An 11,290-nucleotide genomic window follows, 5' to 3' on the forward strand; every position below is an offset into this window, starting at 1 on the left:
TTCTCATGGCCACAGCGCTGCTCCAGCATCTATGCCAGAGAATCAGTGACGAAACGTCCCAGCCTTTCGAATCGTTCACCACCCAACCCGCCAGCGGCGGCTGCATCCACCAATCCTACATTCTCCGAGGACGGCAGCACCAATATTTCGTCAAAACCAATCGCGCTTCGCTGATCAATCTCTTCGCCACCGAAGCCGAATCACTCAAAGCCCTCGCTGCCACCCAGACCCTTCGAGTCCCCAACCCCCTCTGCTTTGGAGTCAAAGACTCTCACAGCTACCTTGTCCTCGAACATCTCGATCTAATTCCAAGTCGCGACCCCGCCGATGCCGCAGCGATGGGCACCCAACTCGCCGCCCTGCACCGGCAACTTGCACCCGACAACCACCACGGCTGGCGCGCCAGCAACTTCATCGGTGCCACCCTTCAGCCCAATCAACCCAACACCAACTGGATCGACTTCTGGCGCGAACAACGCCTGAACTGGCAATTCCAACTCGCGCAAGACCAAGGCGTCCGCTTCAAAAATCGAGATCGCCTTCTCGATAACCTCCCCCACCTCTTCCGCGACTATCGCCCCGTTCCCTCGCTGCTTCACGGAGACCTTTGGAGTGGCAACGCCAGCTTCACCGCTGATGGAACCCCGGTCATCTTTGATCCGGCCAGCTACTACGGCGATCGCGAGACCGACCTCGCCTTCACCGAACTTTTCGGAAGCTTCCCACCCGCCTTCTACATCGCCTACGACAACGCCTGGCCACGTCACTCCGGTTGGCAAACTCGCCGAGAACTTTACAATCTTTATCACATTCTCAACCACTACCACCTCTTCGGCGGACACTACGCCCCGCAAGCCCAGCAAATGATCGATCAGCTTGTGCAAAAACTCTGAGTCACTGGATTGCCGCATCTGACCAACACCAATGGTAACCTCAGATCATCCAATCCCATGAAACTCAGCCATCTTCTCCTCACCTTGCTCGTCACTCTTGCCCTCACCGCGTGCGGAAAAGACGCCTCAAACACATCATCGACATCAACGTCGAAGAACCACCTCAGCATGAACATCAACGGCACCCCGTGGATTGCTGACCACAAGATTTGGGGCGCTTTCCATCCTGCCGGATACAACCAAGCCATCGTCATCTCGGGAAGCAAAGGCCCTGAGGATAAACAAGAACAAGCGTTTAATCTTAACCTCTACTACACGCCCGGTCCGGGAACTTATCGGATCGCCAAAGGCAACTCAGACAACAGCGTCATCCAGTTGGTCAACCTCAGCCCTGATAATTTTCTCTACGGAAGCGTGATGGGATTCGACGTAAAAGTCACCATCACCAAAGCCTCGGCCAATCCCACCGTCATCGAAGCCACCTTCGAAGGTGAAATGAGTGGCAACGCCAGCGACACCATCAAAATCACCGACGGCAAGTTCACCTATCGCGAATAGTGTGATTTAACGCCTGCACCTGCCCCCAGCGAAAATGCTCGGCAATGGCCTGCGTCACAAAAGCTTTCCCTTCCCTCACCGCTTCTTCCAACGACTTGCCATGCCCCAGTCCAGCCGCAATCGCCGCTGAATAAGTGCAGCCGGTGCCATGCGTATTCACCCCCTCAATCCGCTCTCCTTCAAACCAAATCAGTCGCCCCTGCTTTTTCTCCAACAGCAAATCCGGGACCTGACTCCCCTGCAAGTGCCCGCCCTTCATCAGCACCGCACAGCCATATCGCTCCACCAAAACCTCCGCCCCCAGCACCATCTCATCGCGCGATTCGATGCGCCTACCCACCAGCGCTGCCGCTTCATCCAAATTGGGTGTCAGCACGGTCGCCAATGGAAACAATTTGCCCGTCATCTCATCAACTGCATCCGCCTCCAGTAGACTCGCGCCACTGGTTGCCACCATCACCGGATCCACCACCAGCGGAATCCCCCGGCCCAGCGTCGACCACACCTTCACCACTGCCGCAATCTGCGAACGACCGCCAAGCATCCCGGTCTTCGCCGCCGCCAATGGAAAACCCTCCATCAACACCCGCACTTGGTCCTCGACCATCGCTGCATCCAACAACTGCACCCGCTCCACCAAAGTTGAGGTCTCCGCCACCACACTCGTCAACGCGGTCAACCCAAAGCAACCCAGCGTCGTGAACGTCTTCAAGTCCGCCTGTATCCCCGCCCCGGCCGAGCAATCCGAACCCGCCATCGTCAATACCACCGGCGGAGAAAGTCGATTCATTGTCATAAAGAGAAAGTAGAAGGCTCGTCCCGAGCCTTTCAAAAATCAACCCAAGGCTCGGGCCGAGCCTTCTACTTTCTCATTTCAAGCAACCACCGCTTCTTTCGAGGTATTCGTCACATTGCCCACTTCAAATTCGTGACACCAACCTTTGATCTGCAAGTCGTTAAAAATCTTGCCGATCACGCGCCGCAACAAACCTTTCAAATTCGCATTGTCCACGGTCTGCAACGAACGCACCGCCTGCTCCTTGTAACTCTCCAACAGCATCATCGCCTTCTCATGCGCGGAACTCGACTGCGCCCATTCACGAATGAGCGCCTTGTCCGGAATCTGCGGCAGCTCACCCGCCCACAGCTTCTCCATCGTCTCTTTCACTTCGCCCGTGCCACGCTCACGCAACAATGACAGCACCACACTCGGCCGGATGGTTGCCTGATTGTTCGCATCCGCATCATCGCCCAAATCATCCAAATCATCCCGGATCTGATACGCAATGCCCAGCGCTTCACTGTATTCGTGCAGCGCCTCTTCGGTCTCGTCCAACTGACCACTCATTGCCGCCCCGATCTTCAACGCCACCTCGAATGCCGGTGCCGTTTTGCTCCTAAAAATCTCCAACACCTGCTTCGTGTCCAACGCCACCGGATGCTCATTCCACAACAACTCCGCGCCCTGACCACGGCACAACTCGCGCTGCCCCTCTGCCGCAATCTTCATCATCGCAATGCGGTAATCCGGACGAATCTTCGAATCGGTCAGCAACCGATACCCTTCCCCGATCAACAAATCGCCCACATTCAGCGCCACCGGCATGCTGTACTCCTCATGCAACGTCGCCTCACCGTAACGTTCGCGATCATTGTCCTCGATGTCATCGTGCACCAGCGACGCCTTGTGGAAACACTCCACCGCAATCGCCGCACGTTTCACATCATCGCTGATCTCCCCTTCTGGATCGCTGCGCAAAGCCTGATAAGCCGCAATCGTCAAAAACGGCCTCCAGCGATTCCCCGCCCGCGCCAGCCAGTCACGTCCAATCCCTTCCGACTTGTCCGTGGTCGGCCCCATCAACCGCTCAAGACTCTCCCGTGTGAACCACCCCTTCACCTCCTCCTGCAAAGCATTCAGATTCAACCGACGCGTCTTGTCTTCACTGGTCAAATGGATATAATCCCACACCCAGTCGATATCCACCGTGGTATCAATGCAGTCGTCCTGCAAAAGCGGCACCGCCACCGCCGGAATCGCCGCCGCTTCCACATAAGGAAACGTGCGCTCCAACACCGGCAGACACGAAATCCCCACAATCGCCTCAATCTTACCAGTCTGAATCAAACTCATCACCAGAGCCGAACCCTCTGCCACCAGCACCGCATACCCCAACCGTTCCGCCTCATTCTGAAAATCCTGAATGGTGCAAAGACCACACTGCTTGCAAAGCAATCCAAACTCATCAAATGGTGCCGGGCACTTGCTCTCCACCCGCAGACACTTCGGCATCAACAACAGCCGCTTCTCAAACGGCACCGTCGCCAGCGATTCGCGCCACAGCTCATTGTTGAGCAGCACCCCGACGTAGTCCGTGTATTGCGGCAAAAACTGGTTGTCCGCCATGATCTTCTCCGCATGCACCCGCAGTTCATCCGCCGGCATCGGCGGCACCAACGGAGTTGCCTCCAAATAATCGCGAATCACCGACAGAACGTGATCACGCTCAATCTTGCTCTGCGGAATGTTCTTCTTCGGTTGCCTGAACCGACGCACCGTGATGGGCACCTGTGGAGGAAGCTGGACGGAGCGGACGGCGATAGTAGACATAAGCAGACAGGCGGGATCAGATCAGAAAATTACCTTAAGAGAACGCATGCACACGCACCGCCCTTCCAGTTATTTATTTATGCACGACAGCTGCATAAAGTTGCAACGAAAAAGGCCCGCGATTTGCCCAAACTTGCGTTTTCTCATTCATCCCCGTTGCCCAACACCACATCCACGGTAAAAAAGAGCCATGACACCGTTCCTACCATCTCCATCCCTGGCTTTTATTGAAGGGCTCGAAAAAGCCGCCGCCACGCTTTCCGGCTGGGTATGGAGCCTCCCCCTCATCATCCTGCTGTTCGGCACCCATCTTTTCCTCACCATCCGACTCGGTTTCATCCAGCGCTACATCCCCCGCGGAATCAAACTCTCCCTCAAAAAAGACAAAGACTGCGAAGGCGACGTCTCCCAGTTCGGCGCCCTCACCACCGCCATGGCCGCCACCATCGGCACCGGCAACATCGTCGGCGTCGCCACCGCCGTCGCCGCAGGCGGACCCGGCGCCGTTTTGTGGATGTGGCTTACCGGCGTTTTCGGCATCGCCACCAAATACGCCGAAGCCGTCCTCGCAGTAAAATACCGCGTGAAAATGCCCGACGGCACCTTCGCCGGTGGACCCATGTATGTCCTCGAACGCGGTCTTGGCATGAAATGGCTCGGCATCATCTTCGCCATCTTCACCATGATCGCCGGCTTCGGCATTGGCTGCATGACCCAAGCCAACAGCATCGTTGAAAACGTCCAGAGCTTCTTCCCCGCCGATCAATCCCGCACCGTCGCCTGGTCCCTCGGCATCGCCATGGCCATCCTCGTCGCCATCGTCATTATTGGCGGCGTCAAAAGCATCGCCCGTGTCTGCACCCTCCTCGTCCCCATCATGGCCATCGGCTACCTCTTCGGTTGCATCGCCATCCTGCTCATGAACTTCTCCGTCCTCGGCGACACCATCTCCCTCATATTCAGTTCCGCCTTCACCGGCCAGGCTGCCGTCGGCGGATTTCTCGGCGCCGGCATGAAAGAAGCCATGCGCATGGGCATCGCCCGCGGCCTCTTTTCCAACGAGTCCGGCATGGGCAGCGCCCCCATCGTCGCCGCCGCCGCCCAGACTAAAAACCCTGTCCGCCAGGCCCTCGTCAGTTCAACTGCCACTTTCTGGGACACCGTGGTCATCTGCGCCGTCACCGGACTTGTCATCGTCAGCAGCGGCCACTGGCAGGACGGCATCAAAGGCACCGCGCTCGCCCGCGTCGCCTTCGCCGAGCTCCACCCTTTCGCTCCATATATCCTCATCTTCGGACTCCTCACCTTCGTCTTCTCCACCATCCTCGGCTGGAGCTACTATGGCGAACGCGCCACCGAATACTTGTTCGGACAACGAGCCATCAAACCCTACCGCTTCCTCTGGGTGTTCGCCGTTTTCTACGGTTCGATCGCCACCCCCAAATTCGTCTGGGATTTCTCCGATGCCGCCAACGGACTCATGGCCATTCCCAACCTCATTTCGCTCCTTGCCCTCAGCGGCATCATCGTCGCCGAAACCCGCGCCCACCGTCACGAATTGACCGGAACAGATTAAGCATTTGATCGCACCAGAATATGCAGTTTCCGCTATGATCCTTGTTGCTCATTCGTTTCATAACAGCTCAATCCGCCCATGAAATCCAGTATCACTCCCGTCCTCACCGTCCTCCTCGGCTCAACTTCGGCTTTCGCCGTCGATTTCAAACGCGATGTCCAGCCGATTCTCAAGGCCGAGTGCTATGAATGCCACAGCGAAGAAGCCGACAAGGAAAAAGGCGGATACGTTTTCGACAACCTGGAACGCTTTGCCAAAGACATCGGCCCTGGACGCACCATCGAACCTGGGGACCTCCGCAACAGCCACTTCTTCACCACCATTGTCTCACCCGAAGACGACTCCGCGCACATGCCCCCGGAAAAAACCCTTTCGGACAAACAAATCGCCACCATCCGCGAATGGATTCTCGCCGGAGCCCCATTGCCAGGGATGACCCCCGCCGCAGCAACTGCTCCCGTCACCGCTCCAGCTCCTGCCGCACCAGCCCCTGCTGCTGCGGTCGCCGCCGCCCCTCAATCCTGGACCAATACCGAAGGCAAAGTTATCCAGGCCACCAAACTCCGACTTGAAGGCGAAAACGTCGTTCTGCAAATGGCCAACGGCGTGGTTTACAACTACCCTCTCAGCAAACTCTCCCCCGAGAGCCAGGCCCAGGCCAAAGCTGGCCAGTAATTGTTGGCTCAATCGCGTGGTTCCAAGATTCCAGATGTTTCACATCCGCCAGTGGGTTGATTTTATCTTCGGCAAGCATCGTCTCGAATCGATCCCAATGCTCCCATTGGGAAGCCCGATCAGAGAAGCCAACAGTCTTTACGGCGAACCTGCCGAATCAAGTCCGTCAGACAACGCCCCCGAAATCATCAGGCATAGTTTCATCGCCAGCGACTACCATGAGGTGCGGGTAAGCGAATGGGAAGGAACAGCCCAATCGATCGTTTACTTCTCTTCGAAATCCAGCCCCAATCGTGACCTTGAAAGAGTATTTAAGGCCTACCACGGCGGCGACGGTTGGCAGGTCATGCAGGAAGGATACTGGTATCAGAGACGAGACGGGACGATCAGACTTTGGTGCAGCGCCATGCCAGCCATCGGAGTTGCATTTACGGATTTTCTCATATTGAAAAGCAGGCTCGAAACTGCATACAAAGTTTCGAAAATTGAGGACCTTTCCGACATCACTTGGGCGTCGGATGACGTGATTCACGAGCTTCAACGGGCATTCGTTGAGGAAGGATCCGATGGATTGACGAAATTTGCGCAACGCTCCAAAATGATCGCCGTCTCGCCAGACGGCCGAAGTGTTATTGTTGTTCGCAACTACCACGCTCATGATGCCCCTGTGGGTCTGGTCACACTCAACATACCGCCAGAACCGGACGGAGATTCAACGCAGGGCATCAGCTGCTATTCTTGGGACCATGGCCTATCAAGCGGGGGTGGACGAGTTACGCTACCTCGAGACGCCCAGGTTGAGACCATCAAGTTTAATGGAAACGTCTGTTTTCTGAGGATTCAGCAGAAATTGACTTCTAAAACTTTAACAATTCAATGTTCACCACCTCAGCTCGCTGGACTTTGGTTTAGCACCACCCCGCTTTCCTCCAAGCCGGTTACTGACCAGAGCCTTTGGGAGGTATGGGAAAACGCAGCAGCCAAGTATTCGCCTCCAAATAGTGATCCAGACCCTATCTAGAACTGCCCCGCATTATGCTGAGGAACAAATCGGATATGGACACTCGATATCTGCCCTACCGGACTTCGTTTCTTCAACACGTTTCCAAAAAAAGGGTGGAGTCTGCATCGGCAAACCCCACCACTTGAATGAATAAAAGCTAAACCGCAGTCCTGCCTTACTTCACATGGCCGGAGACGAGTTTCGTCATCTCGAACATGGTGACCTGCTTCTTGCCGCCAAACACCACTTTGAGGTTTTCGTCAGCGTTGATGTTGGTCTTTTTGGTTTCGTCCTGGAGCTTGTGCTTTTTGATGTAGTCCCAAAGCTTCTTCGTCAGTTCGCCGCGCGGAAGCGGAGTGGAGCCGACGATTTTGGCAAGCGCCTCATCAGGTTGCACCGGCTTCATAAGCGCGGCATTGGGTTTGCGTGTTGTGCTGGTGGTTGATTTTTTCGCCATAAGGGGCAATTAAGGTCGAAAACCGGGGCAACGTCAAGACTGCAAACGATTGTCTGAAGCAAAAACTCTCCTAGGCAACACCTAGGTCACTGCACCCGGCGCACCCGCGGGGGCTTCTCCTCCCCCAACCTCCGACCCAGCGAACGTGTGGTAGTCTCTTCAGGATCAACGTTCGGAGTGACGTTTTCGCCAGGCAGTTTCGGCTGATCATCCTCATCCGGAGGCGGCAGCAGAGGTGAAGCCCTCATTTCCGAAGGAATATCTTCAGGAGACAAAGCAGGCAAAAGTGGGTTCGGCCCTTGCTGCCAGGACTTCCTCCACGTTGGGGTCACGTTAAAACTGCCCTCCTGCCTACGAACTGACGGAGCATTGCCCCCAGATGTCATGGCCGCCTGCACCGGTTGATCCTCCCAGGGATGAATTCGATGACTGCCAATCACCTGAAGCCGCGATCCACCCACATAAAACACGGTGTCATCCTTCAACCCCTCTACCAAACTCCTGCCACGTCGCATCAAAGGACGACCTCGCAAAATCACCTCCACCGCCCGGTCCACATACGCTTCCTGTCCCAACGCCACGATTGCCGGGTTCCCTGCGACCTCAAGAAACACCCGTCCCGTCGCCCGCACCCGCAACGGCACCCCTTCAGGTGTCTGCCTCAACACCTCAATATTGTCTGCCGCCATCCGACAGTATGGCGACATGTCCAAATGCTTGGGGCTGATCTTGCGAGCCTCGTCAAAATTCATCGACAAAAGAAACGCCACATCGACCGCACCCGATCCGGCTCCAGCTCCGGTCTCTCCATCGGACCCAGATTGATCTCCAGCCTCGTTTCCACCCGTCGTGTTGCATGCGGGCGTCCCCATCACCATCAAAGTCATTGTCAGGCCCGCCAGCACCTGCCAAAAATGCTCTGCCCTTGATTTGTCCTTGTTCATACTCTCAAAAATTGCCACCCCAACCATTAACAAAAGTGCTCGCGAAAACCAAGATCAATTCAGGCATCCCGGTTTAAACGAGCAAAAAGATTTTTTATTTAGCTTGGAATCCCCTGCCCTATTTGAATAAAATTCGCGCATGGACAAAGACGAATGGTATCTGCTGAAAGTCTCGGACAACGAAATCTTTGGTCCTGCTCCGATCGGACAATTTCGTATCTGGGCGTCCGAGGCAAAAATTTCACCGCTCGACCGCATCTCCAACGACGAGCGCAAGACCTGGCTGCGTGCTCCCATGGTGGGCGAATTGCAGATGGACTGGCTGATCGAAATGCCCGACGGCTTTCTCTACGGTCCAACCAGCATCGGCACCCTTCAAGAATTTCTCGCCACCGGCGAAATCGACGAGAATGTCACCGTCATCAACACGCTGGATCGCGCCAAAACACGCATCAAGGACCTCCCCTTCTTTCAGGCCAGTCCTCAGCGTGTGCGTGGCAGCGTCGAAATCGATCCCAATGGCCATGGCGAAGGCACCTCCAGCGAACCAAGCGTCATGCTCAAACAACGCAGCCTCTGGCTCGAAAAACAAGTCATGGAACTGCAACGCGAAATTGGTCGCTGGCAGGAACACGCCGCTTCATTGCGCAGTCAGTTTGTTGAGGCCACCGGTCGCGATCCGCTCTGAGCAAATCCGAACCCCCTATCGTTTGCATGAATAGCTTCCGAAAGGCGCTGATTGAAAGAGCCTTTCATCTCGGCAGAATATCCTCAGAATACACGTTCAAGATCAGCAAACCGGCAACGATTAAGCAAACACAGTGGCGTCAGAAGCAAGTCTCCAAACCGATTCCATCAGGCATCACTGAGCTGGCGGCTCAAACCGCCTCCAGAATTGAACTTCATTGGGATTTGACTCCTGAAATTGTGACGGCACCGGAATTCGATGATCAGTTCCCCACGTCTGGAATGTTTGAATTCAACTTCTTCGAGACCGATTTAAGTTTACTGGAAGGATGGAAGCACTCCTTCACCCATTGGCAGGAATACCGTAAAGAACCCAACCCTTTCGAGTTCGACGAATTGTTCCCGATCTTCGGCTTGATCAACGGCGACCTGATCGTTGAAGTCATCGGCGAAAGAGAACGACATGCCATCTATTATCTTGATCACGAAAATGGCTCGGGCGACTGGCAGCGCCTAGCAAGCTCCTACATGACCTTCATTCAAACGCTGTCTAATCTATGGTTCCCCAACCTCGAATGGCATGATTCGCTTGAGCTATTTTATGATCATGACCAGAAACAACTCTCCGTTAACACCCCTTTTTCGAGTCGTTGGATTGATTTGATTTACAGCTACCAACTATCTTCATAAAATTGCAAAACTCTGCTTGCACATATTGGAGTCTCGACTAAATACACTGCTCGCTTTTCTCTTCGCACGAGTGGCGGAATTGGTATACGCGCAGGATTAAGGATCCTGTGCCGCAAGGCTTAAGGGTTCGAGTCCCTTCTCGTGCACTCCCCCGCGACATGCGTCGCGCCGACAAAAAAGTCAGCACGATGCCCAACGACACCGCCATTTTACTGATCCATTCTCCCGATCAACCGGGTTTGGTCCACGACGTCACCGGCTTCATTTTTGCCCACGGCGGCAACATCGTTGATCTTCAGCAGCACATCGATCCCGAAGAAAACGCCTTTTTTATGCGCGTTGCCTGGACGCTCGAAAAGTTCACCCTCGACACCGAAGAAATCGCCTCGCGCTTCGCCATCATCGCACGTCGCCATCAGATGCGCTGGAAGCTTCGATTTGCCAGCAACCGTCACCGGTTGGCCCTTCTCGTCTCCAAAGAAAGCCACTGTCTTTACGATCTGCTTTCCAGACACGAATCCGGCGAACTCCCCGTCGACATCCCGCTGATCATCAGCAACCACGACCTGCTCCGTTCCGCTTCCGAGCGCTTCGGCATCCCGTTTCATCACTTCCCCGTCACCAAGGACAACAAAGCCGAGGTCGAGCAGCAACAACTTGCTCTTCTCCGCGAGCATCGCATCGACACCGTCGTCCTTGCCCGCTACATGCAGATCATCAGTGCTGGATTTGTCGAAGCCTATCCCGACAACATCATCAACATCCACCACTCCTTCCTTCCCGCTTTCGTCGGAGCGAAACCCTACCACCAGGCCTACGAGCGCGGCGTAAAGATCATCGGCGCCACCAGCCACTACGTCACCGCCGATCTCGATCAAGGCCCGATCATTCATCAGGACATCACCCGCGTCACGCACGAAGACAGCGTCCGCGATCTTGTCCGCATTGGCAAAGACCTCGAGAAAAACGTCCTCGCTGGAGCCCTCTGGAGCCACGTCACCAACAAGGTGCTGGTCTATCGCAACAAGACCATCGTCTTCGCTTAAAACAAAACGTGACACAGGCTTGCAGCCCATAAGCATATACCTAACGCGCCATGCATCGCTTGACTCTTGCCAACTGGCGCGGTCGGCGGGGTCTGCGCTCGCTTAGTTCTTCCAACCACAGGTGTGGGGCGTTCATCATATGAACCAACC

At 55.3% G+C, this 11,290-nt stretch carries 12 protein-coding genes and 1 tRNA gene; 9 read left to right on the top strand and 4 right to left on the bottom strand.

Annotation, left to right across the window (positions count from 1 at the left end; translation table 11 throughout):
* Positions 1 to 5 precede the first annotated feature (5 nt).
* Both FEM03_RS20275 and FEM03_RS20280 read left to right on the top strand, forming a co-directional pair.
* The gene (locus FEM03_RS20275; RefSeq protein WP_138088129.1) at positions 6 to 893 is read left to right on the top strand and encodes a fructosamine kinase family protein; all 888 of its coding nucleotides are present in this window, start codon (positions 6 to 8) and stop codon (positions 891 to 893) included.
* A gap of 57 nt (positions 894 to 950) precedes the next feature.
* Positions 951 to 1,451, top strand: a complete 501-nt coding sequence (locus tag FEM03_RS20280) for a Riean_0653 family protein (RefSeq protein ID WP_138088130.1) — start codon at positions 951 to 953, stop codon at positions 1,449 to 1,451.
* Here the strand turns inward: FEM03_RS20280 and thiD are convergent.
* Both thiD and FEM03_RS20290 read right to left on the bottom strand, forming a co-directional pair.
* On the bottom strand, positions 1,435 to 2,241 hold the full coding sequence (thiD, locus tag FEM03_RS20285; protein ID WP_166443028.1) for a bifunctional hydroxymethylpyrimidine kinase/phosphomethylpyrimidine kinase: 807 nt from the start codon (positions 2,239 to 2,241) through the stop codon (positions 1,435 to 1,437). The two genes, FEM03_RS20280 and thiD, sit on opposite strands and share 17 nt — an antisense overlap.
* 84 nt (positions 2,242 to 2,325) lie before the next feature.
* Entirely contained in the window at positions 2,326 to 4,062 is a 1,737-nt protein-coding gene (locus FEM03_RS20290; protein WP_138088132.1) for a polyprenyl synthetase family protein, read from the bottom strand.
* Positions 4,063 to 4,288: 226 nt separating this feature from the next.
* Here FEM03_RS20290 and FEM03_RS20295 point away from each other — a divergent pair, with 226 nt between their 5' ends.
* The 3 genes from FEM03_RS20295 to FEM03_RS20305 all read left to right on the top strand — a co-directional run bounded on the left by FEM03_RS20295 (position 4,289) and on the right by FEM03_RS20305 (position 7,334).
* On the top strand, positions 4,289 to 5,638 hold the full coding sequence (locus FEM03_RS20295; RefSeq protein ID WP_425501967.1) for an alanine/glycine:cation symporter family protein: 1,350 nt from the start codon (positions 4,289 to 4,291) through the stop codon (positions 5,636 to 5,638).
* Positions 5,639 to 5,716: 78 nt separating this feature from the next.
* Positions 5,717 to 6,313, top strand: a complete 597-nt coding sequence (locus tag FEM03_RS20300) for a c-type cytochrome domain-containing protein (protein WP_138088134.1) — start codon at positions 5,717 to 5,719, stop codon at positions 6,311 to 6,313.
* 34 nt (positions 6,314 to 6,347) lie between these two features.
* Positions 6,348 to 7,334 (top strand): hypothetical protein, encoded by a 987-nt coding sequence (locus FEM03_RS20305; protein ID WP_138088135.1) that lies wholly within the window; start codon positions 6,348 to 6,350, stop codon positions 7,332 to 7,334.
* A 157-nt stretch (positions 7,335 to 7,491) separates the two neighbouring features.
* Here the strand turns inward: FEM03_RS20305 and FEM03_RS20310 are convergent, their stop codons facing one another.
* Together FEM03_RS20310 and FEM03_RS20315 are read right to left on the bottom strand one after the other, a co-directional pair.
* Positions 7,492 to 7,773: an SWIB/MDM2 domain-containing protein gene (locus FEM03_RS20310; protein WP_138088136.1), complete on the bottom strand. Its 282-nt coding sequence runs from the start codon at positions 7,771 to 7,773 to the stop codon at positions 7,492 to 7,494.
* Between the two features lie 86 nt (positions 7,774 to 7,859).
* Positions 7,860 to 8,717: a hypothetical protein gene (locus FEM03_RS20315; RefSeq protein WP_138088137.1), complete on the bottom strand. Its 858-nt coding sequence runs from the start codon at positions 8,715 to 8,717 to the stop codon at positions 7,860 to 7,862.
* Between the two features lie 139 nt (positions 8,718 to 8,856).
* Here FEM03_RS20315 and FEM03_RS20320 point away from each other — a divergent pair, with 139 nt between their 5' ends.
* The 4 genes from FEM03_RS20320 (at position 8,857) to purU (ending at position 11,140) form a co-directional block, all read left to right on the top strand.
* Positions 8,857 to 9,405, top strand: a complete 549-nt coding sequence (locus FEM03_RS20320) for a hypothetical protein (protein ID WP_138088138.1) — start codon at positions 8,857 to 8,859, stop codon at positions 9,403 to 9,405.
* A 26-nt stretch (positions 9,406 to 9,431) separates the two neighbouring features.
* Entirely contained in the window at positions 9,432 to 10,094 is a 663-nt protein-coding gene (locus FEM03_RS20325; RefSeq protein WP_138088139.1) for a hypothetical protein, read from the top strand.
* 64 nt (positions 10,095 to 10,158) lie between these two features.
* Positions 10,159 to 10,240 (top strand) — tRNA-Leu (locus FEM03_RS20330).
* A 12-nt stretch (positions 10,241 to 10,252) separates the two neighbouring features.
* A complete protein-coding gene (gene purU / locus FEM03_RS20335) occupies positions 10,253 to 11,140 on the top strand; it encodes a formyltetrahydrofolate deformylase (protein ID WP_240772855.1) in 888 nt (295 codons plus the stop codon).
* The last annotated feature ends 150 nt before the right edge of the window (positions 11,141 to 11,290 follow it).

This window comes from Phragmitibacter flavus, from assembly GCF_005780165.1.
Taxonomy (GTDB): domain Bacteria; phylum Verrucomicrobiota; class Verrucomicrobiia; order Verrucomicrobiales; family Verrucomicrobiaceae; genus Phragmitibacter; species Phragmitibacter flavus.

What these genes read in the sequence shown, in the direction of transcription:
- FEM03_RS20275 (WP_138088129.1), top strand. Translation starts at nt 6, where the DNA reads ATGGCCACAGCGCTGCTCCAGCATCTATGCCAGAGAATCAGTGACGAA.
- FEM03_RS20280 (WP_138088130.1), top strand. Translation starts at nt 951, where the DNA reads ATGAAACTCAGCCATCTTCTCCTCACCTTGCTCGTCACTCTTGCCCTC.
- thiD (WP_166443028.1), bottom strand. Translation starts at nt 2,241, where the DNA reads ATGAATCGACTTTCTCCGCCGGTGGTATTGACGATGGCGGGTTCGGAT.
- FEM03_RS20290 (WP_138088132.1), bottom strand. Translation starts at nt 4,062, where the DNA reads ATGTCTACTATCGCCGTCCGCTCCGTCCAGCTTCCTCCACAGGTGCCC.
- FEM03_RS20300 (WP_138088134.1), top strand. Translation starts at nt 5,717, where the DNA reads ATGAAATCCAGTATCACTCCCGTCCTCACCGTCCTCCTCGGCTCAACT.
- FEM03_RS20305 (WP_138088135.1), top strand. Translation starts at nt 6,348, where the DNA reads ATGTTTCACATCCGCCAGTGGGTTGATTTTATCTTCGGCAAGCATCGT.
- FEM03_RS20310 (WP_138088136.1), bottom strand. Translation starts at nt 7,773, where the DNA reads ATGGCGAAAAAATCAACCACCAGCACAACACGCAAACCCAATGCCGCG.
- FEM03_RS20315 (WP_138088137.1), bottom strand. Translation starts at nt 8,717, where the DNA reads ATGAACAAGGACAAATCAAGGGCAGAGCATTTTTGGCAGGTGCTGGCG.
- FEM03_RS20320 (WP_138088138.1), top strand. Translation starts at nt 8,857, where the DNA reads ATGGACAAAGACGAATGGTATCTGCTGAAAGTCTCGGACAACGAAATC.
- FEM03_RS20325 (WP_138088139.1), top strand. Translation starts at nt 9,432, where the DNA reads ATGAATAGCTTCCGAAAGGCGCTGATTGAAAGAGCCTTTCATCTCGGC.
- purU (WP_240772855.1), top strand. Translation starts at nt 10,253, where the DNA reads ATGCGTCGCGCCGACAAAAAAGTCAGCACGATGCCCAACGACACCGCC.